This is a genomic window from Telluria sp. ZT3P39 (assembly GCF_059685935.1).
Window position 1 is genome coordinate 142,483 of record NZ_JCASIH010000008.1, and the last position, 25,140, is coordinate 167,622.

Below are 25,140 nucleotides of genomic sequence, written 5' to 3' on the forward strand. Positions count from 1 at the left end.
TCGCAGCCACCATGACCCTCAACACGACCGCCGCCCCCACCCTGCTGAACAAGTCGTTCACCACGACCGCAGGGACCACCCATATCGACCTGACGTTTTCGACCGCCATGTCCAAGGGCGGCGGATCGATTTTCGTCACCGACGGCGCGGTCCAGACGGTCATCAACCGCGTGACCGGCCAGCCGGAACTGCGCGTGGTGGGCGCTACCGTCACCCTCGAAATCCCGCTCAGCCAGGTCTCCATCAACGGCGCGCACGTCGAATTCGACGCCGGCGGTCTCACCCCAGGCGGCGCCTACAACGTGTTCATGGGCGCCGGCAGCCTGCTCGGCGACGGCCGTGCCTTCGCCGGCATCACCGCGCCGGGCCAGGCCGCCTTCACCACGCCGGAAGTGGCGCCCGTGCCGGCCCTGGGCGCGAGCATTGCGATCGACGACAAGACCCTCAAGGCCGGCGCCGACCTGAAAGTCACCATCAGCTTTTCAGAATCCGTGACGGCGCTGGCCGCCGGCGCTCTCAACGCCGAACACGCCATCGTCAAGGACATCAGCGCCAGCGTGGATGGCCGTACCTGGACCGTGATGCTGGGCGCGGCCGACAGCGTCGAATCGCTGGTGAACCTGCTGCGCCTGGACATGAGCCAGCTGACCAGCGCGGGTGGCCTGCGCGGCAGCGGCATGCTCGCCTCCAGCCCGTATGCGGTCGACACCATCGTCGACGCCTGGCTCTTCCCGCACATCGAGGTGAGCGGCACCGGCCCGTTCGAGCACGACGGCGTCACCGCCGACCGCAACCAGTATGCCTCGGGGCGCCTGGCCGGCAGCCTGGCCGCCGACGAGCACATCGAACTGAGCATCAACGGCCGCACCGTCGACCAGGCCCTGATCCATCTCGAGAACGCCGGCGACGGCTGGAGCTGGAGCTACGACGCCAACGACGAAGCCGGCCAGCCGCCGGCCTTCAACGAGGGCGCCAACACGATCGTGGCCCGCATCGTCAAGGCCGATGGCCACAGCAGCGCGACCGTGGTCCAGCAAATCGTGCTCGACACCATCGCACCGGCAGTCGTCACCTCGCCGCACGGCCAGACCGACCTGGCGGTCGGCGCCGACATCGTCATCACCTTCGACGAGGCCGTCTTCTGGCGGGAGCAGGAAGGCGACGGCGACGTGCTCTATCTGGTTGGCGACAACAACACCATTACCAGGGTCACCCTCAGCGCCGCCGGCTTTTCCAACGACGGCCGCACGCTGACCATCAAGCCGGCCGAGCACAAGCTGCAGGCCGACACCGGCTACAGCCTGCGCCTGCCGGAAAACCTGACCGACATTGCCGGCAATCCGCTGCAGGACTACGACATGGCCTTCCACACGGTCGGGGCCCCGAGCGCGGTGCGGGTCTTCGTCGATGGCGATGGCAGCTACCGCGCCGGCGAAACCCTCACCTTCCGCATCCGCTTCGACGAAGCGGTGCGCACGGTCGGCGACGCCGTCCCGGTGCTAGGCCTGAGCAACGGCGCACAGGCGCAGTTCGCCGGCGTGAACGGCAACGAGATGAGCTTCCGCTACACCGTCGCCGCCGGCGACGACGAGACCGGCCTGACCATCGACGACACCACCGGGCTGGCCGGCAAGGTCCAGGACCTGGCCGGCAACCTGCTGGACGCGGCCCACATCGTCTTCAGCGGCATTTACGACAAGCTCGGCCACGGCCTGGTGGCCATCGACATCGACACCGCAGTAGCCGCGCCTGCCGCGCCGCTGCTGGCAAGCGCCAGCAATTCCGGCAGCCTGCTCGACAACATCACCTCCGACCGCACGCCGACCCTGTCCGGCAGCGCCGAAGCCCATGCCCTGGTCGAGATCTTTGAGGGCGCGACCCTGGTCGCCTCCAGCCAGGCCGATGCCGGCGGCGACTGGGAAGCCACGCTCGATGCCGGCCACGCACTGGGCGACGGGCTGCACACGCTGACGGTGCGCCAGGTCGACCGCGCCGGCAATACCAGCGGCGCGTCAAGCCCGCTGGCGCTGACGGTCGACGCCACCGGACCGGGTGCGCTGACCGGCGTCTTCCTCGCCAGCGACACCGGCGTATCCAACTCGGATCGCATCACGCGCGAGAACTACGCCGTGATCTCGGGCACCGGTGCGGAAGCCGATGCCCTCATCAAGATCATGAACGGCGCGGCCCTGGCCGGCACCGGCGCCAGCGACGCCAACGGCAACTGGACCGCCTATGTCGACGCGCCGCTGGCGGAAGGCGAGCACACCTTCACCGTGCACCAGGAGGACAAGGCCGGCAACGCCAGCGCCGCCTCCGCGCCCCTGAGCTTTACCGTCGACCGCACCGGTCCCGCGACCGCGCCGCCGGCGCCGCTGCTGGCGGCCGCCAGCGACACCGGCATCTCGAACAGCGACGGCATCACCAGCGACGCGACACCGACCTTCACCGGCAGCGGCGCCATGGCCAATACCATCGTCGGCCTGTACATCAACGAACGCGCAGCCGGCACCGCGATGACCGATGCCCTGGGCAACTGGACCATCAACGCGGTCGGCGACGGCGAACAGGGGCTGGCCGACGGCAACTACAGCGTCAGCCTCAAGCAGTTCGACGTGGCGGGCAATGGCAGTGCCTATTCGAGCGCGTTCAAGCTCGTGGTCGACACCACCGCGCCGACCCTGGTGAATGCCGGCGGCAGCCTGCTCGGCAACCTGTTCTCCCTGGGCTTTACCGAAGCGATCCGCTTCAGCCCGAGCGGACGCTTCGAGCTGCAAGGCCTGCTCACCAACCGCGACTACGACAGCGACGACCACGGTGCGGGCTGGTACCTCAGCGCGGCGGGCACGGTCCTGAACTTCCATATCGGGCTCACCGGTTTGCTGCGCCTGCAGGCCAACAACGGCGCCGTGGAAGACCTGGCCGGCAATGCCGCCGTGATCGGCGTGCCGGACTGGCAGTTCACGATTCTCTAGGCGGCCTTCACCGGCCGGGCCAGTCGAGCCGGAAGGCGCTGTCGAAGCGGCGCGGCTGGCCGCTCAGCGGGTCGATGAAGCTGACGGTGCGCGCCAGCAGCTGCAGCGGGGCGCTGAAGTCGTCGCCCTTGCAGGGCAGCGCCACCGGATAAAAGGCATCGTTCAGGATCGGCGCGCCCAGCGCCGCCAGGTGCAGGCGCAACTGGTGCTTGCGGCCGGTGTGCGGATGCAGCCGGTAATGCGCCACCTCTCCGCGCCGTTCGATCAGCTCCACCAGCGTCTCCGAATTCGGCTCGCCCGGCACCTCGGTGCTGACGAAGAACTGCTCCGCGTTCTGCATGCGGCTGCGGTAGGTAAAGGGGAAGTCCCTGCCCTCGATCGGGCCCGCCAGGGCCTCGTACACCTTGTTCACCACCCGTTTCTGGAACATCGACTGGTAGGCGCCGCGCGTGTCCGGATTATGGGAAAGGATCACCACGCCCGCGGTCTCGCGGTCCAGGCGGTGGATCGGCGTCAGGTGCGGCAAGTCGAACTGTTTTTTCAGACGCACCAGCAGTGTCTCGTGCAGGAAGCGCCCGGCCGGAATGGTCGGCAGGAAGTGCGGCTTGTCGGCCACCAGCAGGTGCTCGTCCTGGAACAGCACCCCTTCCCTGAACGGGATCGGCGTCTCGGGTTGCTCCAGTTCGCGGTAATACCAGATGCGCATGCCTTGGCGCACCGGGCTGGCAGCCTGCAGCGGCGCGCCTTGCGCGTCGACGATCTCGCCGCGCGCCAGGCGCCGGGCCCAGGCGGCTTCGGGCACGTCGGGGAAGCGCGTGGCCAGGAAGCGCAGCATGCCGCCGGCGAGCGATTCGGTCAGCCACAGGTAGCTGGGCGAGACGCCGTCGCGGATCGGCAGCGGCACCCAGGCATTGGCTTCGGCCTGCCGCCCTTTCCTCGCACCGCCCATCAACGCCGTCTCATCAACGCAAGGCCACGTTGGTCCGGTACGGCGGCAGCTTGGCGGCGGTGGTGCCCTTGGCCCGTGCGTACAACGGCAGCAGCACGTTCATGTGCTCTTCCATGTCCTGGATGCGGCTCTCCCCACCGGGGTGGGTCGAGAGCACTTCGATCGGAGCGCGCTTGTCCAGGGCGGCCATCTTGCGCCACAGGGCGATGCCGGCGCGCGGGTCGTAGCCGGCACGGGCGGCGATGTCCAGGCCCACCAGGTCGGCTTCGCGCTCGTCGTTGCGCGAAAATTTCAGGCCGATCAACTGGGCGCCGTAGTTGGCAACGGTGCCCGTGATGCCGGGATCGATCCCGAAGATGCCCGAGACCAAAGCACCGACGCCGCGCGCCGCCAGGCCGGTCCCCATCTGCTTGGCCATCTTCTCGCGGCTATGCTCGCGCAGTGCGTGGGCAATCTCGTGCCCCATGATCGCCGCAACCTCATCGTCGGTCAGCTTGAGCGATGCCAGGATGCCGGTGAAGAAGCCGATCCGGCCGCCAGGCATGCAGAAAGCGTTGACGTCCTTCGTATCGATGAGATTGACCTGCCATTCCCATTGCGTCGCCTTCTGGTTCCAGCGCGGCGTCTGGGGAATGATGCGCTTGGCGATGGCGCGCAGGCGTTGTACCTGCGGATCAGAAGGGGCCACCAGCACGCCCTTCTGCTGCGCCTGGCTCATCATCTGCGTGTATTGTTGCGCCGCCGCCTGATTGAGCTGTTCCTCCGAAATAAACCGGTTCGCCCGCGACAGGGGCTCGACCCGGATGCCATCCTGGACCACGGTCTTGCCGTCCTGCGCACTGGCGGCGCCGACGCTGGCAGGGCCGATTGCGGCAAATAGGGACAGGCACAGGGCCACATGCTTTAGTTTTTTCATTTCATCACCAATAGACTGTTCTTAGCAGTCTATCCTCGCAGAAAGTAATTGGGGAAGTGCACACGATAGCGGCGATCATCGCGGATGCACGTTAGCGCGACAAGGCGCTAACGCACATAAGCCGCAAGACGAGCTCAGGAAATGCCGCCTGTTTTCTTGCGCAATCGAAACACCGCGAGGCTGCCGCGCAGGTTCGGGAGGAACGCCACCGGCTTGCCCTCAGCCAGGGCCACGTACTCCAGCACTTCCAGCCCGCATTTCTCGGCCAGGTCCTTGAAGTCGTAGATGGTTGCGTAGCGCACGTTGGGCGTGTCGTACCACTGGTAGGGCAGCGAGCGCGAGACCGGCATGCGGCCGCGGATCAATGCGGCCCGGTGTGGCCAGTAAGCGAAGTTCGGGAATGAAACGATGGCCTCGGTGCCAACCCGCACGATGTCGCGCAGGCGCGCCTCGACATGTTGCATCATCTGCAGCGACGACAGGCACAGGACCATGTCGAAAGCGTTGTCGCTGAACAGGTCCAGGCCCTGCTCCATGTCGTGCTGGATGACGCTGATGCCGCGCCGGGTGCTCTCGAGCACCTTGTCGTCGGCGATCTCGATGCCGTAGCCGGTGCAGCCCTTGCCCAGTTCCAGGTAGCGCAGCATGGCGCCGTCGCCGCAGCCGACGTCGAGCACGTGGGCGCCGTCGTTCACCCAGTGGGCGATGAAGGCCAGGTCGGGGCGCAGCGCGATCAGGTCGTTGAAATTCATGCCGCCACCCTCCCCTCGAGCTCGAGCGCAATCCGGTCGTAATAGGCGCGCACCACGCCAAGGTAGCGCGGGTCTTCCAGCAGGAAGGCGTCGTGCCCGTGCGGCGCGTCGATCTCGGCATAGGTCACGCGGCGCCGGTTCGAGATCAGGGCCTGCACGATCTCGCGGCTGCGCTCGGGCGAGAAGCGCCAGTCGGTGCTGAACGAGGCGACCAGGAATTGCGCCTTGGTGCCCGCCAGGGCGCGGGTCAGGTTGCCGTCGTACGTGCGCGCCGGGTCGAAATAATCGAGCGCCTTGGTGATGAGCAGGTAGGTGTTGGCGTCGAAGTATTCCGAGAACTTGTCGCCCTGGTAGCGCAGGTAGGATTCGATCTCGAAGTCGATGCCGAAGTCGAAGCCGTACTCGTCGCTCTCCGCCACGTTGCGCAGGCGGCGGCCGAATTTCTCGGCCATGTCGTCGTTCGACAGATAGGTGATGTGGCCGACCATGCGCGCCACCTTCAGGCCGTTCTTCGGCACCACGCCGTGCTCGTAGAAGTCGCCGCCGTGGTAGTCGGGATCGGTCAGGATGGCCTGGCGCGCGACGTCGTTGAAGGCGATGTTCTGGGCCGACAGCTTGGGCGTGGAGGCGATCACGATGCAGTGGCGCAGGCGGTCCGGGAACAGGATGCTCCAGGAGAGCGCCTGCATGCCGCCCAGCGAGCCGCCCATCACCGCCGCAAAACAATCGATGCCGAGGCGGTCGGCCAGGCGCGCCTGGGCGCTGACCCAGTCTTCCACCGTCAGCAGCGGGAAGGCCGCGCCATACGGCTTGCCGGTGGCGGGATTGGTGTGCATCGGGCCGGTCGAGCCGAAGCAGGAGCCGAGGTTGTTCACGCCGATCACGAAGAATCGATCGGTATCGAGCGGCTTGCCCGGGCCGACCATGTTGTCCCACCAGCCCACGCTTTTCGGCTGGTCGGCATAGGTGCCGGCGACGTGGTGCGAGGCGTTGAGCGCGTGGCAGACCAGCACCGCATTGGACTTGTCGGCGTTGAGGGTGCCATAGGTTTCGTACATCAGCGTGTAGTCGCCGATGTGCGCGCCGCTTTGCAGGCGCAGGGGCTCGGCGAAATGCATCGCCTGTGGTGTGACTGTTCCAATCGATCCCATGGGGCTTTACGTGGTGTTCTTGTGTATCGAATTCAGAGCGACTGCAGCTGCTCCACCGCGGCCGCGATTTCGTCCGGCTCGCACGAGCGCAGGATGCGGCGCGTGCGCGAGGTGATCGCCGCCAGGTCGCTGTTCAGGATTTCCTGCTTCACCGACAGCAGCTGCGCAGGGTGCATCGAGAATTCGCGCAGGCCCATGCCCAGCAGCAGGCGGGTCAGCTTGGTGTCGCCCGCCATCTCGCCGCACACGGCGACATCCAGGCCGGCCTTCTGGCCGATGGAGATGGTCTGGGCAATCAGCATCAGGACCGCCGGGTGCAGCGGATTGTACAGGTGCGCGACTTCGTAATCGACGCGGTCGATCGCCAGCAGGTACTGGATCAGGTCATTGGTCCCGATCGACAGGAAGTCCATGCGCTTGACGAACATCGGCAGCGCCAGCGCGGCTGCGGGAATCTCGATCATGGCGCCGACTTCTACCGCCGGGTCGTACTTGACGCCCTCGTCGCGCAGCTGCGCCTTGGCCTGCTCGATCATCGCGAGGGTCTGGTCGATCTCGAAGGCATGCGCCAGCATCGGGATCAGGATGCGCACCTTGCCGTAGGCGGAGGCGCGCAGGATCGCGCGCAGCTGGGTCAGGAACAGCTGGGGCTCGGCCAGGCAGTAGCGGATCGCGCGCAGGCCCAGCGCCGGGTTGAGCGCGGTGTGCTCGGTCGGGTCGAGCGGCTTGTCGGCGCCCACATCGAGCGTGCGGATCGTGACCGGCCTGCCCTTCATGGCCAGCACCGCCTTGCGATACTGCTCGAACTGCTCGTCTTCGCTCGGGATGCGCAGCGCATTGCCCAGCACATTGGCGCGGCCCATGAACAGGAACTCCGAGCGGAACAGGCCGACGCCGTTGGCGCCGGCTTCGAGCGCGCCGGCGCAGTCTTCCGGCAGCTCGATGTTGGCCATCAGCTTGACCGGGGTGCCGTCTTTGGTGACGGCCGGCGTCTTCTTGAGTTTGAGCAGGCGCTTGCGTGCCTTGGTCAGCGCCGCCTGGCGCGCGCGGTACTGCTCCAGCACCAGCTGGCTCGGATTGCAGATCACCACTCCGGCGTCGCCGTCGACGATGACCCAGTCGTCCTGCTCGATCAGGCGCGAGGCCTGGCTCATGCCGACCGCCGCCGGGATGTCGAGCGAGCGCGCGACGATGGCAGTATGCGAGTTCTGGCCGCCGACGTCGGTGACGAAGCCGATGAAGGAGCGTGGTCCGCCATCGCGGTCGCGGAAGGCCAGCATGTCGGCCGGCGAGATGTCGTGGGCCACCACGATCATTTGCGGCGGCGCGTGGTCGTCTCCGGAAAACACCGGCGGCACCGTCAAGGCGGTGCCCATCAGGACCTTGAGCACGCGCTCGGCCACCTGCTGGATGTCGTGCTTGCGCTCGCGCAGGTACTCGTCCTCGATCTCGTCGAACTGGCTCGAGAGCTCGTCGATCTGGGTCACCAGCGCCCATTCGGCGTTGTAGTGGCGGGTGCGGATGATGTCGAGCGGCGCTTCCGAGATCATCGGGTCGGACAGGATCAGCGCATGCACGTCGATGAAGGCGCCCAGCTCGGTCGGGGCGTCCTTGGGCAGCTCGGTCCATAGCGCCTGCAGGCCGCGGTGCACCTCGGCGATGGCGTGCTGCAGGCGGCTGACTTCCGCTTCGACCTGCTCCACCGGGACCAGGTAGTGCTTGACGTCGAGCGCGGCCGGCGTGAGCAGGTGCGCGCGGCCGATAGCGATGCCGCGCGAAACCGGAATGCCGTGGAGCGTGAACGATGCCATCGAGGGTCCCGTGTGGCGCGGAGCGGCCGCTTCGCGCGGCATTACTCGCCTTCGCCGAACTTGTCGTTGATGAGGCCCGTGAGCGCGGCGATGCAGGCTTCCTCGTCCGCGCCGTCCGCCTCGAGCAGCACTTTCGCGCCCTTGCCGGCGGCGAGCATCATGACGCCCATGATCGACTTGGCATTGATGCGGCGGCCGTTGCGGGTAAGCCAGACATCGCTCTGGAATTTCGCGGCCAGTTGGGTGAGCTTGGCGGAGGCGCGGGCGTGCAGGCCCAGCTTGTTGATGATTTCTAGTTCTTGTTGAATCATGTTCTCGTTATCGTCTTGTCGCCAAAAACTGTCGTGTCCGGGAAGCGCAGCCCGTCAGCTCGATCCTACGCGGATCCGGTTGTCCACCCGCACCGCGCCATTCTGGGCGCCGGCCAGGGCCATTTCCACCACAACGTCGAGGGTGTCGCGGCGGTAGGTAATCGCACGCAGCAGCATCGGCAGGCTGATGCCGGCGATGACTTCCACGTGGCCGGCATTGGCCAGCGTATTGCAGCAATTGGACGGCGTGCCGCCCTTGATGTCGGTGATGACCAGCACGCCGTCGCCTTCGTCCAGGCGCGCGATCGCGTCCTTGGCCAGGGCGTTGACTTCGTTGATGTCCTGGTCGGCGGCCACGTCGATCGCCTCGAAGCGCTCGGTGGGCCCGCGGAAGACGTGCGCGACCGCGGTGATGAATGCCTGGCCCAGCGGTGCGTGGGTCATCAGGAGGATGCCTACCATGTCAGTGTGCTTTTTCCGTGAGCTGCTGTTCGACCGCGTCGATGAACATCGCGGCCACGTCGAATCCGGTCTGGTCGGTGATCTCCTGGAAGCAGGTCGGGCTGGTGACGTTCACTTCGGTCAGGAAATCCCCGATGATATCCAATCCTACCAGCAATAAGCCGCGTGCGGCCAGAACCGGCCCCAGCGCTTCGGCGATCTCGCGGTCGCGCTCGGTGATCGGCTGGGCGCGGCCTACGCCGCCGGCGGCCAGGTTGCCGCGCACTTCGTTGCCTTGCGGGATGCGCGCCAGCGCGAAAGGCACCGGCTTGCCGCCGATCACAAGCACCCGCTTGTCGCCCGCTTTGATTGCCGGAATGTATTTCTGGGCCATGATGGTGTGCATGCCGTTGCCGGTCAGCGACTCGATGACGGAACCCAGGTTCATGCCGTCTTCCTTGATGCGGAAGATGCCGGCGCCACCCATGCCGTCCAGCGGCTTGAAGATCACGTCGCCATGCTTGCCGTGAAAGTCGCGCAGGCGGTCCATGTTCGAGGTGACGAGGGTCGGCGAGGTGTAGCCGCTGAACTGGGCGATGGCCAGCTTTTCGTTGTGGTCGCGGATCGCGCCCGGGCGGTTGAACACGCGCGCGCCCTGGCGCTCGGCCAGTTCCAGCAAATAGGTGCCGTAGACATATTCCATGTCGAAAGGCGGATCCTTGCGCTCGATGACGGCGTCAAAGTTCGAGAGCTTGACGATTTCGGGCATGTCGGCGCGGTACCAGGCGTCGGACTCGCCGGTAAGCGTCAGGTGCCTGACCTGCGCCGTGACCACGCCCTCCTCCAGCACCATGTCGCGCTGCTCGAAGGCATAGATGGTGTGGCCGCGCCTGGCGGCTTCGCGCATCATCGCGAAGGTCGAGTCCTTGTAGATCTTGAACGTGGAAAGGGGATCGGCGAGGAAGGCGATTTTCATGGGCGGTCCAATGCGGGGAATGCCCTGATTTTAGCCGGAAACGGGGATTCTCGCGGGCGGCCCATCTATTCGGCGGCACGGCCGGCGTGTACGCCGCTCCGCGCGCGGTTGATGTTAATGTCCTGCAAACGATTTATGGAGGCAGGACATGACAGCAGAAGCACGCAGGGCAGCAAACGAAGCGCTGGTGCGCGAGCACGGGATTGCCGTCAACCCGCACTTGCCGATGATCGAGGATGACGACGGCGTCACGCTGCGCACCGAGGACGAAGTCTGGCGCCGGCTGGTCGCGCTCTGGGGCGTGGTGGGCGCGGCCATGCTGCGCCAGAACACCTTTTTCAAGCAGTATTTCGCCGGCGAGGAACGCCGCGCCATGCTGTCGAACGACGAAGCCGCCTTCCTGTTCAATGACGCCCCAAGCGAGGAAGACGTGATCCGCTTCTCGTGGCGGCTGGAAGCGATGATGCTCCTGGCCTGGTGCGCGGGCCTGGCGGACAAGCCTGCCATGCCTGCGGCGCCGTCCAGCGCAGAAAGCATCCTGCCGCTCTATCCACACGACCTGCTGGATGCCACCCTGCTGCGTGATGCGATCCGGCTGCGCAGCAAGACCGAGATCCTGGACCAGGCAGATTTGCTCTACCGCCTGCACTGGGCGGTGCGCGATGCGCAGCTCAACGGGCATGAACAACCGCCGGGCATCAACCCGGGCGTGGTGCTGGAATGGCACCATGCGGCCAACTGGATGATCCAGGCCGACGGTGAAGACGACTGGGACGCCGTCTCCACCGATACGTAATGGCTTAGTAGACTTCCGGGTTCGGGTCGGTCCGCTCGAGCTCGAGCGACGCGGCCAGCAGGCCCAGGCGCGCCACCACGCCGTAGACGTAGAAGCGGTTCGGCGCCGCCGTGCCCGGCTTGGCCTTGAGGTCCGGCACCGCATGCTGCTGGGCAAATGCCAGCGGCACGTATTGCGAGCCAGGCGCATTCAGGTTCTGGTCGATGCCGCGCTCGGCGTGGATGCGGTAGAAACCGCCGACCACGTAGCGGTCGATCATGTAGACCACCGGCTCGGCCACCGCATCGTTGACGGACTCGAAGGTCGGCACGCCTTCCTGCACGATCATGTCGTTGACCGCCACGCCATCCTTGATGACCGTCATCTTGTTGCGCTGGGCACGGCTCAGGTCGCGCACTTCGCTGGCGTCCTTCACGGTCATCACGCCCATGCCGTAGGTGCCGGCGTCGGGCTTGACGATCACGAAGGGCTTTTGCTCCTTCATGCCGTATTCCTTGTACTTCTTCTTGATCTTCGAGAGCAGCGCCGAGACCGCATCGGCCAGCTGCTCGGTGCCGACATCTTCCTGCAGGTCCACTTCGCCGACCTTGCTGTGCAGCGGATTGACCAGCCACGGGTCGATGTCGATCAGCTTGCCGAATTTTTTCGCCACTTCATCGAAGGCCTTGAGGTGGTTGCTCTTGCGGCGCAGCGCCCAGCCGGCATGCACCGGCGGCAGCAGCGACTGCTCGTGGATATTTTCCAGGATGGATGGGATGCCGCTTGATAAGTCGTTGTTCAGCAGGATGGTGCAGGGGTCGAAATCGGCCAGGCCGACGCGGCGCCCGTTGCTTGATCGCACCAGCGGCTCGACCACCAGCATGTTCCCGTCCGGTAGCGCCAGCGGCGTCGGCTGGGTGATGTCAGGCGACAGCGAGCCCAGGCGCACGTGCAGGCCGGTCTGGCGGAAGATCTGCATCAGGCGCGCCACGTTCTGCAGGTAGAGCGGGTTGCGCGTATGCGTTTCCGGGATCATGAGCAGGTTGCGCGCGTCCGGGCAGTATTTGTCGATCGCGGCCATGGCGGCCTGCACGGCCAGCGGCAGCATCTCGGTGGACAGGTTGTTGAAGCCGCCCGGGAACAGATTGGTATCGACCGGCGCCAGCTTGTAGCCGGCGTTGCGCAGGTCGACCGAGCAATAGAACGGCGGCGTATGCTCCTGCCACTCGAGCCGGAACCAGCGCTCGATGGCGGGCGTGGCTTCGAGGATCTTCTTTTCCAGGTCGAGCAGGGGCCCGGTGAGGGCGGTGGCGAGGTGCGGAACCATAAGGGGATGTCCTGGTAGTGGCTTTTTCGAATTATATCGGTACAGCTATATATGGACGAAGAAGCCGGTTTAAAGGCGCACGCTTGCCGGAACGTAAAAAAGGCGCCCGCAGGCGCCTTTCAGGAAACATCCAAGAATCACGCGTGATACGCCGACTCCCCATGGCTGGTAATGTCCAGCCCCTCGCGCTCCTGGTCCGCCGGCACGCGCAGCCCGATCACGATGTCGACCAGCTTGAAGGCAATGAAAGCCACCGCGCCCGACCACACGATGGTGATGCCGATGGCTTGCGCCTGTACCCACACCTGGTTCGCGATCGAATACTCCGCCGAACCCTTGTTGGCGATGTAGTCCCAGATGCCCTGCCCGCCCAGTGCCGGCGAAGCGAATACGCCGGTCAGCAGCGCGCCGAGGATGCCGCCCACGCCGTGCACGCCGAACACGTCGAGCGAATCGTCGGCGCCCAGCAGGCGCTTCAGGCCGGTGACGCCCCAGAGGCAGATGACGCCCGCCAGCAGGCCCATGACCAGGGCGCCCATCGGGCCGACGAAGCCGCAGCCCGGGGTGATCGCCACCAGGCCCGACACCGCGCCCGAGACGGCGCCCAGCATCGACGGTTTGCGCTTGAAGATCCACTCGCCGATCATCCACGACACGGCCGCCGCGGCGGTCGCCAGCAGGGTGTTGATGAAGGCCAGCGCGGCGACGTCGCCCGCTTCCAGCGCCGAACCGGCGTTGAAACCGAACCAGCCGACCCACAGCATCGAGCCGCCGATCATGGTCATGGTCAGCGAGTGTGGCGCCATCGATTCGCGGCCCAGGCCGACACGCTTGCCGATCACATAGGCGCCGACCAGTCCGGCCACCGCCGCATTGATGTGGACCACGGTGCCGCCCGCGAAGTCGAGCGCGCCCTTTTGCCACAGGAAGCCGGCATTGCCGGTGACCGTCGCGAGCGACGCGGCATCGGTGATCGCATCCGGGCCGGCCCAGAACCAGACCATGTGCGCCACCGGCAGGTAGCCGAAGGTGAACCACAGGACCATGAACAGCAGCACCGCCGAGAAGCGCACGCGCTCGGCAAAGGCGCCGACGATCAGGGCGCAGGTGATGGCGGCGAAGGTGCCCTGGAAGGCGACGAAGATAAATTCAGGAATCATCGTCTCCTTGCTGAAGGTCGCGGCCTGGGCGAAGGTGCCGGCCACCGGGTCGTAGATGCCGTTCAGGAAGGCGCGGTCGAAGCCGCCGATGAAGGCATTGCCCTGGGTGAAGGCCAGCGAATAGCCGTACAGGCACCACAGCACGATGATCACCGAGAAGACCATGAAGACCTGCATCAGGATCGACAGCATGTTCTTGGCGCGCACCAGGCCGCCGTAGAACAGGGCCAGGCCGGGAATCGACATCATGATGACGAGCAGCGTGGCGGTGAACATCCACGCCGTGTCGCCCTTGTTGATGGTGGGTGCCGCCAGGGCCGGCAGCGCCAGGCTCATGGCCATGAGGCCGGCGAGGAATCTTGTTATGGTCTGCTTCATGAGGGTTCCCCTTACAGTGCGTCGTTGCCGGTCTCGCCGGTACGGATACGAATGACCTGGTTCAGGTCGGCCACGAAGATCTTGCCGTCGCCGATCTTGCCGGTGCGGGCCGCGCCCTGGATGGCGTCGATGACCTGGTCGACCACGGCATCGTCCACGGCCGCTTCGATCTTGATTTTCGGCAGGAAGTCGACCACGTACTCGGCGCCGCGGTACAGCTCGGTGTGACCCTTCTGGCGCCCGAAGCCCTTCACTTCAGTCACCGTCATGCCCTGCACGTTGATCTCCGACAGCGCTTCGCGGACCTCGTCCAGCTTGAAGGGTTTGATGATGGCGGTAATCATTTTCATGGTGTTGCCTCTTTATACTTTTAGAAGGTTTTGGACACGGTCAGGATGGCGCCGGACTTGCCGAGGTTCTTGCCTTCCGGGTTCAGGTAGGCGCCGGTACTGGCCTTGACCCAGGCCAGCGAGACGGTGGCCACGCCAAGATCCTTGGTGACGCCGATCTTGTAGTCGGTGTACGAGTACTGGCCGTTGTGGCGCACTTCCTGGCGTCCGGCATGCAGGTTCAGCAGGAAGCCCTTGCCGACGTCGATATCGGCGCCGACGTCGAGGTAGCCGCTGCCCTTGCTGTTGGCGGTGCCGAACAGATTGGTGGTCGAGCGCGAATACTTGACATAGGCCGGACCGAAGCCGAGGCGCCCGTACAGCTCGAAGGTATTGGCGCTGGGGTTGAGGCTGTTGGACGGGTACAGGTAGTACAGGCCGCCGACGTCATAGGTGACGGATTCGCCCAGCTGGCCACGCTTGCCGCCGTAGATATCCCATTCGATGTTGCCGTCGCCGCCGAGATCCTTGGTCCATTTGATGGTGGACAGCCAGGTGCCTGCGTACCAGCCGGTCGGGCCGTGCACGTAGTCGGCGCCGCCTTGCAGCGCCGGGTCGAGACTGGTTTGCGACAGGCCGCGGTAACGGTAGTCGCTGGTAATGGCGGCGTTATAGCTGACTTGATGCTCAGGGGTTGCTTCCTGCGCGCCGGCGGTGACGCTGGATAAGGCCAGGACGGCCAGGGCCACTGCTGCTGCGCTTGCGTTGCACTTCATGACATTCCCCTTAGATTCAACGGTCTGGGCCGTTGCGGTTTACAATCCTGTTGCACCACTCCTGACAACTCTTTAGCAGGATGCGTGCCAGCTCGAAACGGAGGCAGATGCCGGCAAATGCGCTTGATTTCTCAGCCATGCGCCCCATGTGCGTTTCGTTCAACCCAGGAAAAACGCGCGGCAGCAATCTGCCGCAAGGCCACGCACCATGGCGGGCAGCGGACGCACCGTCGTGGTGCGCCGGCGCCGTCTCATTTAGGAATGCACGGATATGAATACTTTCTTCAACGACTTGCAGGGCAAGATCAACCAGGCGCTGGAAAGCACGCCGGCCAAGGACATCGAGCGCAACGTCAAGGCGATGGTGACCCAGGGCTTCTCCAAGCTCGACCTGGTCACCCGCGAAGAATTCGACATCCAGGCCCAGGTGCTGGCCAAGACCCGCGCCAAGCTCGAAGCGCTCGAACTGCGTGTGGTAGAGCTGGAAGCGCGGTTGAACACGCAGGCCACGCCGGTCGGCTCGCCGGACTCTCCGGCGCCGACCATCATCCTCGGCAAGGAATAAGCCGCCGGCATTCATGTCCCCAGGGAGCCCAACATGAATGCACACGACAAGCCGGCGGCGCCGCAGGAAGTCTCACTCGACGTCCTGCGCGAGAAATACGCCAAGGGCGACGAAACCAGCATCCTCGACGTGCGCCGGCGCGTGGCGCGCGCCCTCGCCGCGCTCGAGCCTGAAGCCCAGCGCGCCGAATTCGAGGCGCGCTTCCTGTGGGCCCAGGAACAGGGATTCGTGCCCGCCGGGCGCATCAACTCGGCCGCGGGCCTGGGACTGCAGGCCACCCTCATCAACTGTTTCGTCCAGCCGGTAGGCGACTCGATCTCGGGCACCGACCAGGACGGCCTGCCGGGCATCTACACCGCCCTGTCGGAGGCGGCCGAAACCATGCGCCGCGGCGGCGGCGTCGGCTACGATTTCTCCGCCATCCGCCCGATGGGCAGCAAGGTCCACGGCACCCGCTCGCGCGCCTCGGGACCGGTCTCGTACATGGAAGTGTTCGATGCCTCCTGCCGCACGGTCGAATCGGCCGGCGCCCGGCGCGGCGCGCAAATGGGCGTGCTGCGCATCGACCATCCCGACATCGAACGCTTCATCGCCGCCAAGGACCAAGGCGCCCTCACCAACTTCAACATCTCGGTCGGCGTCACCGACGCCTTCATGCGCGCGGTGCAAGCCGATGCCTCCTTCGAGCTGGTGCACCGGGCCGAACCCGGCGACGAAGACCTGGCCGGCGCGCGCCGCCTCGATGACGGCCGCTGGGCCTACCGCCAGGTTTCGGCGCGCGCCCTGTGGGACCGCATCATCGCCTCGACCTACGACCATGCCGAACCGGGCGTGCTGTTCGTCGACCGCATCAACCTGGAAAACAACCTCTGGTATGCCGAAGAGCTGCGCGCCACCAATCCCTGCGGCGAGCAGCCGCTGCCCGGCTATGGCTGCTGCGACCTCGGTTCGCTGAACCTGACAAACTTCGTGAACGATCCCTTCAGCGAGGCTGCCGCCTTCGACTTCGCGCGCATGCGCGAGGTGGCCGCGGTGGCGGTGCGCATGCTCGACCTGGTGCTCGACGCCACCGTCTGGCCGCTGCCGCAGCAGGCGCGTGAATCCGGCGCCAAGCGCCGTGTGGGCCTCGGTTTCCTGGGCCTGGGCAGTGCGCTCGTGATGCTGGGGCTGCGCTACGATTCGCACGAGGGCCGCCTGCTTGCCGCCCGCATCGCAGAAGCCTTGCGCGATGCGGCCTACGCGGCCTCGATCGAACTGGCGCGCGAGAAGGGACCGTTCCCGCTGTTCGATGCGGACCAGTACCTGCGCGGGCAGTTCATCAAGCGCCTGCCGCAGGAACTGCGCGACGCAATCCGCGCACACGGCATCCGCAACTCGCATTTGCTGTCGATCGCACCGACCGGCACCATCTCGCTGGCCTTTGCCGACAATGCCTCGAACGGCATCGAGCCGCCCTATTCCTGGACCTACCAGCGCAAGAAGCGCATGGCGGACGGTTCGATGCGCAGCTACGCCGTCGAAGACCATGCGTGGCGGCTTTACCGGCAGATGGGCCACGACATGTCCGCGCTGCCCGCGCAGTTCGTCACCGCGCTCGAGATGCGCGCCCTGGAGCACCTGCGCATGGTGCAGGCGGTGCAGCCCTTCGTCGATACGGCGATCTCGAAGACCGTCAACGTACCGGAAGACTATCCTTTCGAGGATTTCCGCGACCTGTACAGCCAGGCCTGGCATGCGGGCCTGAAGGGCCTGGCGACCTACCGGCCCAACACGGTGCTGGGCAGCGTGCTGTCGGCATCGATCGAGCCGGAACGCGCCGTCGCGCCCGACGACGACCCGCTGTGCAAGCGCTTCGAGCGCCGGCCGCTGGGCGAGCTGGAATCGGTGACCTCGAAAATCGAATACTCGACCCAGGAAGGCCGCAAGACCGCCTACCTCACGGTGAGCTTCATCCGCGCCGACGGCACTTGCGAAGGCAAGCTGGTGACGGTCGAGCGGCCGTTCGAATTCTTCATGCCCTCGAACCAGCGCACGGGCGGACAGCAATGGATCACGGCCTCGATGCGGCTGCTGTCGATGGTGGCGCGCGCCGGCGGCCCGATCGCGCGGGCCCTGGCCGACATGCGCGACGTGGTCTGGGAAAAAGGCCCGGTGCGCTGCGGCTACCTGACGCGCGAGGACGGCGTCCAGGTGCCGGTCTACCACGACTCGGAAGTGGCGGCGATCGCCTTCATGCTGCAGCGCGTGCTGATCCGGCGCGGCTTCCTGGACGCCTGGGGCAACCAGCTGCCCTTGCCGGAACTGGCGCGCCGCCATGCCGCGCGTGCGGATGGCATGGCGCTGGAGGCCGAACCGCAGCCGACGGTGACGGGCGCCCTGCCCACGATCAGCGGCGCCAAATGTCCGGAATGCGGCGCGCGAGCGCTGCGCAAGGTCGACGGCTGCACCCGCTGCGACGAATGCCACTATGTGGGAGAGTGCGGCTGAGGCATACTGCGCAGGTTTTCAACTTTCAAGCCTGCCATGACCTATTTCGCCCTGAAGCACATCCACGTCACCTTTGCTCTCTTATCGGGCCTGCTGTTCCTGCTGCGCGGTATCTGGATGCTGTCCGGCTCCGCACAGCTGCAGCGGCGCTGGGTCAAGGTCGTGCCGCACATCGTCGATACGCTGCTGCTGGTCAGCGCCATCGGCTTAGCGGTGTGGAGCAGCCAGTATCCGGGCCAGCAGTCCTGGCTGACGGCCAAGGTGGTGGCGCTGGTGGGCTATATCGTGCTGGGCACCATCGCGCTCAAGCGCGGCCGCACGCAGCCGGTGCGGGCCGCCGCCTTTGCCGGCGCCCTGGCCTGCTTCGCCTATATCGTCGCAGTGGCGGCCACGAAGAACCCGCTGGTGTAAGCGTTATTGCCGGCGCGCTGCGCTCATGCCGCATCAGGCGGTCGCGTAGCCGCAGGCCGGGGCGCTCAACCAGCAGGTAAAGCAGCCCGGCACACAGCAGCGTGGCGCCCGCATAGGTCGCCAGCGCCACCAGGTTGCCGCCGCCGGTGAACATGGTGAGGTGCTCCCTGACCAGATGGTAGGCACTCTTGTGGGTCAGGTAGAGGCTGAAGGCCAGGGTCGCGATCGTACGCGCCCCTGGCACCTTCACGCGCCCGGGCATGGATTGCCTGCTGGCGCAGCCCACCAGGATGGCTCCCAGGCTCAGGGACAGCAGCGGTAAGCCGGCGATGGCCATGGCGGCGTTAAGCGGGCCGTCGAACAGCAGGCTCCCGGTCGCCGCGACGCCGGCGACACCCGCCAGCAGGAACGCCCACGACCGCGCCGTCATCGCCGCCCACCACTTGGGACGAAACAGCCGCACCGCCGCCAGCACGGCGCCCACCAGCAAGCCGTCGAGCCGGGCCCAGGTCGGGTTATAGATGTGTTCTATGTAGCGCAGCACCCCGGCATCCGGGCCGCTGGCGACGCCCAGCCAGGGCGCGACGTCCTGGTACCACGCCCAGCTGCGCAGCAGCATGCCTCCGGCGAGGATCGCGAGCGCCACCACTGCCGTCTTCCACGCCGCCGGACGCCAGGCCAGCAAGGTCACGACCAGCGGCAGCACCAGGTAGAAATGCTCCTCGACACATAGCGACCAGGCGTGCGAGAAGGCGCGCGCATGGAAGTAGTCGGGGAACAGGTTGGCCGTGAAGCTCAGGAACTGCCAGGCCGGCTGCATGCCCGGGCTTTCGCGCCAGGCCGGGATCCACAGGTAGAGCCCCAGCACGGCCAGGTAGGCCGGCAGCACGCGCAAGGCGCGGCGCGCCATGAACTGCCCCCAGCGCGGTCCGCCGGGAGCCGTGCAAGCCGCGAAGGCCTGGGCGCCGATCAGGTAGCCGCTCAGCACGAAGAACAGGTCCACGCCCATCCAGCCGAATTCCGCCGGCGCCGGCAAGACCACGCCATAACTGGTCACGTGGTAGGCCATCACCCAAACGATCGCGATAGCGCGCAGCAGGTCCAGGCCGGGTACGCGAACCGGGCCGGGCTGGGCGAAGGAGGACAAGGCTTTGATCATGACTGGCCCAGGAACAAGGCCGTGGCCCGTCTTTCCGACTTGCGCTGCACGATGCTCTCCCGCGAAAGCTGCGAGCCTAGCATAGGCAATGCCTTCTGGAAAACACCGTGTCGCTTGCTCGAAGCGGCGGCCGCACGTTTGGTCGAGCGCAAGCGTCTGGACCTCGCCAGCCTGCAGTATCTGCAAGTCCCGTCCTCCCCCCCAGGAACACCATGAGTCTCGCAGTCCTTCGCAGCCGTGCGCTGGCAGGCATGGCCGCACCCGTCGTCAATGTCGAAGTCCACCTGGCGAACGGCTTGCCCGCGTTTACCATCGTCGGCTTGCCCGATGCCGAGGTGCGCGAAGCGAAAGACCGCGTGCGCGCGGCCTTGCAGAATTCCGGCTTTACCATTCCGCCGCGCCGGATCACGGTGAACCTGGCCCCGGCCGACCTGCCGAAAGAATCCGGCCGCTTCGACCTGCCGATCGCACTGGGCATCCTGGCCGCCTCGCAGCAACTGCCCGCGGATCAACTGGCGCGCTACGAATTCGCGGGAGAGCTGTCGTTGTCGGGCGAGTTGCGGCCGGTGCGCGGCGCATTGGCGATGACGCTGGCCATGCACCGCGACGGCGTCGGCGGCGCGCGCGCCTTCATCCTGCCGCTTGCCAACGCCGACGAAGCGGCCCTGGTGACGGATGCGGCCATTTATCCGGCCCGTACCCTGCTCGAGGTCTGCGCCCACTTCGCGCATGGCGCGGGCAAGCTGCGGCTGCCGCGCCACCAGGGGCAGGCGCCGGTGGCGGCCATCGGCTATCCGGACTTCGCCGAGGTCAAGGGACAGCAGTCGGTCAAGCGTGCGCTCGAGGTGGCCGCCGCCGGCACCCATTCTGTGCTCCTGATCGGCCCTCCCGGTGCGGGCAAGAGCATGTTGGCTTCGCGCTTTCCGGCGCTGCTGCCCCCAATGAGCGACGATGAGGCACTCGAGTCGGCGGCGGTGCAGTCGCTCTGCGGCGGGTTTTCGCCGCAGCGCTGGCGGCGTCGTCCTTTCCGCAGCCCGCACCACACGGCATCAAGCGTCGCCCTGGTTGGCGGCGGCAACCCGCCGCGCCCCGGCGAGGTATCGTTGGCCCACCACGGGGTGCTCTTCCTCGACGAGCTTCCCGAGTTCGACCGCCGCGTGCTGGAGGTGCTGCGCGAGCCGCTCGAATCGGGCCAGATCACGATCTCGCGCGCGGCGCACCAGGCCGACTTCCCGGCGCGCTTCCAGTTGGTCGCCGCCATGAATCCCTGCCCCTGCGGCTGGCTCGGCCACCCATCCGGCAAATGCCGCTGCACGCCCGACATCGCCCAGCGCTACCAGGGCCGCATTTCCGGGCCCCTGCTCGACCGCATCGACATCCAGTTCACGGTGGCGGCCATGCCGGCCGAGAGCATCGGCGCGCAGGCCGACGGCGAGAGCAGCGCGCTGGTCGCGGCGCGCGTGGCGCAGGCGCATGCCTTGCAACTGGCGCGCCAGGGCAAGCCCAACCAGCGCCTGGCCCCGGGCGAGATCGACCGCTGGTGCCGTCCCGATGCGTCCGGCGACCGGCTGCTGCGCGCGGCGATGCAGCAGCTCCACTGGTCGGCGCGCGCCTATCACCGCGTGCTCAAGGTGGCGCGCACGATCGCCGACCTGGCCGGCGCAGAAGGGGTGGCGGCCGCGCATATCGCCGAAGCGATCCAGTACCGGCGCGCGCTGCGCGAAAGCTGAGCATGCGCATGCCGGATGCACGCAGGGGCCGCGCGTCCTGCTACCATCTGCCACATGCACATCAAACCATTTTCCTTCGCGCCGCTGGCAGCAAGCCTGCTCGGCCTCATGCTGGGCGGCTGCTCGCCAACCTATAACTGGCGCGACTACACCAGCACCGACGGCAGCTATCACGTCATGTTCCCGGCCAAGCCTGCGAGCCATACGCGCAGCATCGACCTGGGTGGGATCCGGGTCGACATGACCATGACGGCCGCCGAAGTGAACGGCACCACTTTCGCCGTCGGCACCGCCCTGGCGCCCGACGCGGCGCTGGCCCAGGCGACGCTGCCGGCGATGCGCGGGGCACTGCTGCGCAATATCGGCGCGGCGCTTGATGACGCGGCGCCCAAGCCCGGCGCGCTGGGGCTCGATGTGGACGCCACCGGCAAGGGAAACGGCGCACCGCTACGCCTGGTGGGGCGCTTCACGGCCAAAGGGACGCGCGTCTACCAGGTCATCGTGATCGGCAAGCCGGACGCCATGCCGCCAGAGCAAACCGAGCAGTTCCTCGGCTCGTTCGCAGCGCAGTGACCCGGGACCGCACATGAAAGACGATCTCGCCCCTGCGCTGCACATCGCCGGGCTGCACAAGGCCTACGGCCGCCCGGCCGTCGACGGCCTCGACCTGTCGGTGCGGCGCGGCGAGCTGTATGCCCTGCTCGGCCCCAACGGCGCCGGCAAGACCACCACGCTGCGCATGGTGGCGGGGCTGGTGGCGCCGGATGCCGGCAGCATCGAGGTGCTCGGCATCGACCTGGCATCCATGCCGCGGCAAGCCAAGCAGCGCCTGGCCTACCTGCCCGACGATCCCATGTTGTACGGGAAGCTCAAGCCGACCGAATACCTCGAATTCGTCGCCGGGCTGTGGGGCGTGGATGCTAGTGCGGCCGAGACGCGGGCACGCGGCTTGCTCGACTGGCTGGACCTGAGCCAGCATGCGCACGAACTCACCGAAGGCTTCTCGCGCGGGATGAAGCAAAAGCTGGCGCTGGCCGGGGCGCTGATCCACGAGCCGGAACTCCTGATCCTGGACGAGCCGCTCACCGGGCTCGATGCGGCCGCGGCGCGCCAGGTGAAAGACCTGCTGCTGTCGCACGTCGCCAAGGGCGGTACCGTGATCCTGACCACCCACATCCTCGAAGTGGCGGAGCGACTGGCGCAGCGCATCGGCATCATCCGGCAGGGCCGCCTGATCGCGGAAGGAACGCTCGACGAACTGCGTGCGCGCACCAGCGGCGCGAGCCTCGAAGACGTCTTCCTGCAGCTGACCGCGCAGCCATGATGGGCGCGCCCGGCAGCATCGGCTGGCTGGCCCGGCACGAGGCCAGGATGTTCTGGTACAACGCGGCGTCCGGCAAGTCGAAAAAGACGCCGCGCCGTCCGGGCGCCGGCGCGCTTGCCGCCATCGGGCTGGCCTGGCTGGTGCTGCATGTCGCCGCCTGGTTCGTCGTGTCGCGCAGCGCGGGCATCGATATGGCCGATCCGCGCGTGCTGGTCGCGGTCACCGCGCTGCTGTTCGGCTGCATGACCTTCATGCTCTCCAGCGCACTGAGTTCCAGCGTGCTGGTGCTGTTCGAGCGGGGCGACCTCGACCTCCTGCTGTCCTCTCCCCTGTCGTCACGCAGCATCTTCGCCGTACGCCTGGGGACCGTCGCCGTCGGCACCTCAAGCCTCTACCTGTTCCTGCTGGCGCCGTTCGCGCATGTTGGGGCAATGCTCGGCTACGCGCGCTGGCTGGCGGTCTATCCGGTCATCCTGGGCTGCGCGACCATCATCGCCTGCGCCGCCATGCTGATGACGCTGGGACTGGTCAGGATCATCGGGGCGCGCCGCACGCGCGTCGTCGCCCAGGTGATCGGCGCGCTCGCCGGCGCCCTGCTGTTCATCCTGTCGCAGCTGTTTTCCCACTTCTCCGACGGGATGGAGGCCCAGGCCGCCACCGCTTTCGCCCGCGCCTTTTCGGCGAACGGCCCGCTTGGCGCATCGAGTCCGCTCTGGCTGCCCGGCCGCGCCCTGCTGGGCGAGCCGCTGCCGCTTCTGGGGCTGGTGCTGCTGGCCGTGGCGGCATCGCTGTTCACGGCCGCGCGCACCCACCGCTCCTTCGTGCACGGGCTGCAGCAGGCCGCATCCTCGCGGCGCGCCGCGCCCCCGCCGGCGGGCGGCGTGCGCTACCGCTTCGGGCGCAGCCTGTTCGATACCGTCGTGCGCAAGGAGTGGCGCCTGATCCTGCGTGACCCGCACCTGATCTCGCAGGTCGCGCTGCAGCTGATCTACCTGCTGCCGCTGTTCTTCATCGTCTTTCGCCGCAGCGAGATCCAGCTTCCCACGGTGGCCGCGGGCCTGACGCTGCTGTGCGCGTCCTTGACGGCATCGCTGGCCTGGATCGTCGTCTCGGCCGAAGACGCGCCCGACCTGCTGCGCCTTGCGCCGGCGGCGCCGCGCGTCATCCGGCTGGCCAAGCTCGCAGCTGCAGTAATGCCCTCGCTGTTGCTGGTCGCCCTTCCCCTGCTCTGGCTCGTGGTGCGCGCGCCGGTCGCAGGCTTGCTGGCATCCTTTACGGTCTGTGGCGCAGTCTGCGCAGCCGCGCTGATCGTCCACTGGTGCGGACGGCCCAGCGCGCGCAGCGATTACGCGTCGCGCGGCAAGGGCGGCGTGCTGAGGTCCCTGCTCGAGGTGGTCAATGGCTTGTCCTGGGGCGGGTTCGCATGGTGCCTGGTGGCCACCGCAACGGGCGGATCGTCGGATCTGCAGCGCCTCGGGACGGCCGGTGCGTTCGCCTCCGCCATGTGCATACTTGCCGTGGCCTGGTTTCTTCGGCGACCACAGCTATAAGAGCGTGCGCAGGATGACCGCACTACCAACTCGTGTTATCGTTTAGTCATTAACTGACGATTGGAATAGCTATGTTGATTACATTCAAGTGCAAGTCTTATCCTGAGGTCCTGATGTACCAGGAGCATGCCAAGCGCATCCTGGACATGCTGAACAAGGATATGGAGCGCGGCGTCATCACGGCGGAAGAAGCGCCGCGTGCAGTCGCCCTCCTCGAAGGCGAAATCGAAGAAAGCCGCAAGCACCAGGTGTCGGAACAGGTCGAGCGCGACGTCCATGCGCACCATGGCGAAACTGAAGACAACGACCATGAGCCGATCGAGCTCGTGACCTTCTCGACGCGCGCCTATCCGCTGCTAGAAATGCTGCGTTCGGCCCGCGACCAGCAGACCGACGTGCTCTGGGGCGTCTGAAGCCAGCTCCGCGCGACCGGCGGGGCCAATGTGGCAAGCGTCGAAATGCGGAAAGAAAAGTGGAGCCCTGGTTCCGCTTTTTTATTGGCACTCACCGGGGAACGCGTAAACGCAAAAAACCCCACCGGTTCACCGGTGGGGTTTTTCTTATAACTAGCCTGACGATAACCTACTTTCACACTGGTTGCAGCACTATCATCGGCGCAAAGTCGTTTCACGGTCCTGTTCGGGATGGGAAGGGGTGGGACCGACTTGCTATGGTCATCAGGCTTTGACTTGTACGAGTCTTTTACCATTTGGTAAAAGAACTCTGAATCTGGAAGAAGTAGTTTTATATAGGTAGCTGTATCAACAAACTGCAGCTGTATTCCTGACTTGTCTATAGCCTACCAAGGTTATAGGGACAAGCCGTACGGGCAATTAGTACTGGTTAGCTTAATGCATTACTGCACTTCCACACCCAGCCTATCAACG

At 66.3% G+C, this 25,140-nt stretch carries 23 protein-coding genes and 2 rRNA genes; 10 read left to right on the forward strand and 15 right to left on the reverse strand.

All coding sequences use genetic code 11. The annotated features are described in order from the left end of the window. The first annotated feature begins 11 nt into the window (after positions 1-11). The gene (locus AC56LR_RS10800; RefSeq protein WP_497130200.1) at positions 12-2,975 is read left to right on the forward strand and encodes an Ig-like domain-containing protein; all 2,964 of its coding nucleotides are present in this window, start codon (positions 12-14) and stop codon (positions 2,973-2,975) included. Positions 2,976-2,982: 7 nt separating this feature from the next. On the opposite strand, the gene AC56LR_RS10805 is transcribed toward AC56LR_RS10800, so the two are convergent. The 8 genes from AC56LR_RS10805 to gshB form a co-directional block, all read right to left on the reverse strand. Next, on the reverse strand, positions 2,983-3,924 hold the full coding sequence (locus AC56LR_RS10805; RefSeq protein WP_497130202.1) for a pseudouridine synthase: 942 nt from the start codon (positions 3,922-3,924) through the stop codon (positions 2,983-2,985). A gap of 13 nt (positions 3,925-3,937) precedes the next feature. Then, entirely contained in the window at positions 3,938-4,840 is a 903-nt protein-coding gene (locus tag AC56LR_RS10810; protein WP_497130204.1) for a M48 family metallopeptidase, read from the reverse strand. 134 nt (positions 4,841-4,974) lie between these two features. After that, positions 4,975-5,592 (reverse strand): methionine biosynthesis protein MetW, encoded by a 618-nt coding sequence (gene metW, locus AC56LR_RS10815; protein ID WP_497130206.1) that lies wholly within the window; start codon positions 5,590-5,592, stop codon positions 4,975-4,977. Beyond that, on the reverse strand, positions 5,589-6,743 hold the full coding sequence (gene metX / locus AC56LR_RS10820) for a homoserine O-succinyltransferase MetX (RefSeq protein ID WP_497130208.1): 1,155 nt from the start codon (positions 6,741-6,743) through the stop codon (positions 5,589-5,591). Before metX ends, metW begins: the two co-directional genes overlap by 4 nt. Before the next feature lie 32 nt (positions 6,744-6,775). Then, on the reverse strand, positions 6,776-8,554 hold the full coding sequence (gene ptsP / locus AC56LR_RS10825; protein ID WP_497130241.1) for a phosphoenolpyruvate--protein phosphotransferase: 1,779 nt from the start codon (positions 8,552-8,554) through the stop codon (positions 6,776-6,778). A 41-nt stretch (positions 8,555-8,595) separates the two neighbouring features. Continuing rightward, entirely contained in the window at positions 8,596-8,865 is a 270-nt protein-coding gene (locus AC56LR_RS10830) for an HPr family phosphocarrier protein (protein WP_489875529.1), read from the reverse strand. 54 nt (positions 8,866-8,919) lie between these two features. After that, entirely contained in the window at positions 8,920-9,327 is a 408-nt protein-coding gene (locus AC56LR_RS10835; protein ID WP_497130210.1) for a PTS sugar transporter subunit IIA, read from the reverse strand. Between the two features lies 1 nt (position 9,328). Beyond that, positions 9,329-10,282 (reverse strand): glutathione synthase, encoded by a 954-nt coding sequence (gene gshB, locus AC56LR_RS10840; RefSeq protein ID WP_497130212.1) that lies wholly within the window; start codon positions 10,280-10,282, stop codon positions 9,329-9,331. A gap of 148 nt (positions 10,283-10,430) precedes the next feature. Between gshB and AC56LR_RS10845 the strand changes: the two genes are divergently transcribed. After that, positions 10,431-11,078 (forward strand): DUF4272 domain-containing protein, encoded by a 648-nt coding sequence (locus AC56LR_RS10845; RefSeq protein WP_497130214.1) that lies wholly within the window; start codon positions 10,431-10,433, stop codon positions 11,076-11,078. Positions 11,079-11,082: 4 nt separating this feature from the next. On the opposite strand, the gene gshA is transcribed toward AC56LR_RS10845, so the two are convergent. The 4 genes from gshA to AC56LR_RS10865 all read right to left on the reverse strand — a co-directional run bounded on the left by gshA (position 11,083) and on the right by AC56LR_RS10865 (position 15,027). Beyond that, positions 11,083-12,384 (reverse strand): glutamate--cysteine ligase, encoded by a 1,302-nt coding sequence (gene gshA, locus AC56LR_RS10850; RefSeq protein ID WP_497130216.1) that lies wholly within the window; start codon positions 12,382-12,384, stop codon positions 11,083-11,085. A gap of 137 nt (positions 12,385-12,521) precedes the next feature. Continuing rightward, complete coding sequence (amt, locus tag AC56LR_RS10855) at positions 12,522-13,922, reverse strand: ammonium transporter (protein ID WP_497130218.1); 1,401 nt, start codon at positions 13,920-13,922, stop codon at positions 12,522-12,524. Positions 13,923-13,933: 11 nt separating this feature from the next. After that, positions 13,934-14,272, reverse strand: a complete 339-nt coding sequence (gene glnK, locus AC56LR_RS10860; RefSeq protein WP_005667790.1) for a P-II family nitrogen regulator — start codon at positions 14,270-14,272, stop codon at positions 13,934-13,936. A gap of 20 nt (positions 14,273-14,292) precedes the next feature. Next, positions 14,293-15,027, reverse strand: a complete 735-nt coding sequence (locus tag AC56LR_RS10865; protein WP_497130221.1) for a TorF family putative porin — start codon at positions 15,025-15,027, stop codon at positions 14,293-14,295. 271 nt (positions 15,028-15,298) lie between these two features. On the opposite strand from AC56LR_RS10865, the gene AC56LR_RS10870 reads away from it, so the two are divergent. Genes AC56LR_RS10870 through AC56LR_RS10880 form a run of 3 tightly spaced genes read left to right on the forward strand, consistent with a single transcriptional unit; the run spans position 15,299 to position 18,490 of the window. Further along, complete coding sequence (locus AC56LR_RS10870) at positions 15,299-15,592, forward strand: accessory factor UbiK family protein (RefSeq protein ID WP_497130223.1); 294 nt, start codon at positions 15,299-15,301, stop codon at positions 15,590-15,592. A 33-nt stretch (positions 15,593-15,625) separates the two neighbouring features. Next, positions 15,626-18,079, forward strand: coding sequence for an adenosylcobalamin-dependent ribonucleoside-diphosphate reductase (locus tag AC56LR_RS10875; protein WP_497130225.1), 2,454 nt, complete (start codon positions 15,626-15,628; stop codon positions 18,077-18,079). Positions 18,080-18,115: 36 nt separating this feature from the next. Continuing rightward, complete coding sequence (locus AC56LR_RS10880) at positions 18,116-18,490, forward strand: SirB2 family protein (RefSeq protein ID WP_497130227.1); 375 nt, start codon at positions 18,116-18,118, stop codon at positions 18,488-18,490. On the opposite strand, the gene AC56LR_RS10885 is transcribed toward AC56LR_RS10880, so the two are convergent. Continuing rightward, positions 18,384-19,649 carry an acyltransferase family protein gene (locus tag AC56LR_RS10885; RefSeq protein WP_497130229.1) on the reverse strand — a complete coding sequence of 422 codons (1,266 nt, stop codon included), beginning with the start codon at positions 19,647-19,649 and terminating at the stop codon, positions 18,384-18,386. The genes AC56LR_RS10880 and AC56LR_RS10885 overlap by 107 nt on opposite strands. A 212-nt stretch (positions 19,650-19,861) precedes the next feature. On the opposite strand from AC56LR_RS10885, the gene AC56LR_RS10890 reads away from it, so the two are divergent. The 5 genes from AC56LR_RS10890 (at position 19,862) to AC56LR_RS10910 (ending at position 24,666) form a co-directional block, all read left to right on the forward strand. Further along, positions 19,862-21,379 (forward strand): YifB family Mg chelatase-like AAA ATPase, encoded by a 1,518-nt coding sequence (locus tag AC56LR_RS10890; protein ID WP_497130231.1) that lies wholly within the window; start codon positions 19,862-19,864, stop codon positions 21,377-21,379. A gap of 54 nt (positions 21,380-21,433) precedes the next feature. Beyond that, positions 21,434-21,952 (forward strand): hypothetical protein, encoded by a 519-nt coding sequence (locus AC56LR_RS10895; protein WP_497130232.1) that lies wholly within the window; start codon positions 21,434-21,436, stop codon positions 21,950-21,952. 13 nt (positions 21,953-21,965) lie between these two features. Beyond that, positions 21,966-22,703, forward strand: a complete 738-nt coding sequence (locus tag AC56LR_RS10900; RefSeq protein WP_497130233.1) for an ABC transporter ATP-binding protein — start codon at positions 21,966-21,968, stop codon at positions 22,701-22,703. Continuing rightward, positions 22,700-24,253 (forward strand): putative ABC transporter permease subunit, encoded by a 1,554-nt coding sequence (locus tag AC56LR_RS10905; RefSeq protein ID WP_497130235.1) that lies wholly within the window; start codon positions 22,700-22,702, stop codon positions 24,251-24,253. The genes AC56LR_RS10900 and AC56LR_RS10905 overlap by 4 nt, the downstream gene beginning before the upstream one ends. A 71-nt stretch (positions 24,254-24,324) precedes the next feature. Then, positions 24,325-24,666: a DUF1840 domain-containing protein gene (locus tag AC56LR_RS10910; protein WP_497130237.1), complete on the forward strand. Its 342-nt coding sequence runs from the start codon at positions 24,325-24,327 to the stop codon at positions 24,664-24,666. 156 nt (positions 24,667-24,822) lie between these two features. Here the strand turns inward: AC56LR_RS10910 and rrf are convergent. Beyond that, positions 24,823-24,935, reverse strand: a 5S ribosomal RNA gene (rrf, locus tag AC56LR_RS10915). A 130-nt stretch (positions 24,936-25,065) separates the two neighbouring features. Then, positions 25,066-25,140 (reverse strand): 23S ribosomal RNA (locus tag AC56LR_RS10920); the annotation flags it as partial.

What these genes read in the sequence shown, in the direction of transcription:
- gshA (WP_497130216.1), bottom strand. Translation starts at nt 12,384, where the DNA reads ATGGTTCCGCACCTCGCCACCGCCCTCACCGGGCCCCTGCTCGACCTG.
- AC56LR_RS10910 (WP_497130237.1), top strand. Translation starts at nt 24,325, where the DNA reads ATGTTGATTACATTCAAGTGCAAGTCTTATCCTGAGGTCCTGATGTAC.
- AC56LR_RS10900 (WP_497130233.1), top strand. Translation starts at nt 21,966, where the DNA reads ATGAAAGACGATCTCGCCCCTGCGCTGCACATCGCCGGGCTGCACAAG.
- ptsP (WP_497130241.1), bottom strand. Translation starts at nt 8,554, where the DNA reads ATGGCATCGTTCACGCTCCACGGCATTCCGGTTTCGCGCGGCATCGCT.
- amt (WP_497130218.1), bottom strand. Translation starts at nt 13,922, where the DNA reads ATGAAGCAGACCATAACAAGATTCCTCGCCGGCCTCATGGCCATGAGC.
- AC56LR_RS10895 (WP_497130232.1), top strand. Translation starts at nt 21,434, where the DNA reads ATGCACATCAAACCATTTTCCTTCGCGCCGCTGGCAGCAAGCCTGCTC.
- AC56LR_RS10875 (WP_497130225.1), top strand. Translation starts at nt 15,626, where the DNA reads ATGAATGCACACGACAAGCCGGCGGCGCCGCAGGAAGTCTCACTCGAC.
- gshB (WP_497130212.1), bottom strand. Translation starts at nt 10,282, where the DNA reads ATGAAAATCGCCTTCCTCGCCGATCCCCTTTCCACGTTCAAGATCTAC.
- metX (WP_497130208.1), bottom strand. Translation starts at nt 6,743, where the DNA reads ATGGGATCGATTGGAACAGTCACACCACAGGCGATGCATTTCGCCGAG.
- AC56LR_RS10800 (WP_497130200.1), top strand. Translation starts at nt 12, where the DNA reads ATGACCCTCAACACGACCGCCGCCCCCACCCTGCTGAACAAGTCGTTC.
- AC56LR_RS10835 (WP_497130210.1), bottom strand. Translation starts at nt 9,327, where the DNA reads ATGGTAGGCATCCTCCTGATGACCCACGCACCGCTGGGCCAGGCATTC.
- AC56LR_RS10905 (WP_497130235.1), top strand. Translation starts at nt 22,700, where the DNA reads ATGATGGGCGCGCCCGGCAGCATCGGCTGGCTGGCCCGGCACGAGGCC.
- AC56LR_RS10830 (WP_489875529.1), bottom strand. Translation starts at nt 8,865, where the DNA reads ATGATTCAACAAGAACTAGAAATCATCAACAAGCTGGGCCTGCACGCC.
- AC56LR_RS10885 (WP_497130229.1), bottom strand. Translation starts at nt 19,649, where the DNA reads ATGATCAAAGCCTTGTCCTCCTTCGCCCAGCCCGGCCCGGTTCGCGTA.
- glnK (WP_005667790.1), bottom strand. Translation starts at nt 14,272, where the DNA reads ATGAAAATGATTACCGCCATCATCAAACCCTTCAAGCTGGACGAGGTC.
- AC56LR_RS10845 (WP_497130214.1), top strand. Translation starts at nt 10,431, where the DNA reads ATGACAGCAGAAGCACGCAGGGCAGCAAACGAAGCGCTGGTGCGCGAG.
- AC56LR_RS10880 (WP_497130227.1), top strand. Translation starts at nt 18,116, where the DNA reads ATGACCTATTTCGCCCTGAAGCACATCCACGTCACCTTTGCTCTCTTA.
- AC56LR_RS10865 (WP_497130221.1), bottom strand. Translation starts at nt 15,027, where the DNA reads ATGAAGTGCAACGCAAGCGCAGCAGCAGTGGCCCTGGCCGTCCTGGCC.
- AC56LR_RS10810 (WP_497130204.1), bottom strand. Translation starts at nt 4,840, where the DNA reads ATGAAAAAACTAAAGCATGTGGCCCTGTGCCTGTCCCTATTTGCCGCA.
- AC56LR_RS10870 (WP_497130223.1), top strand. Translation starts at nt 15,299, where the DNA reads ATGAATACTTTCTTCAACGACTTGCAGGGCAAGATCAACCAGGCGCTG.
- metW (WP_497130206.1), bottom strand. Translation starts at nt 5,592, where the DNA reads ATGAATTTCAACGACCTGATCGCGCTGCGCCCCGACCTGGCCTTCATC.
- AC56LR_RS10805 (WP_497130202.1), bottom strand. Translation starts at nt 3,924, where the DNA reads ATGGGCGGTGCGAGGAAAGGGCGGCAGGCCGAAGCCAATGCCTGGGTG.
- AC56LR_RS10890 (WP_497130231.1), top strand. Translation starts at nt 19,862, where the DNA reads ATGAGTCTCGCAGTCCTTCGCAGCCGTGCGCTGGCAGGCATGGCCGCA.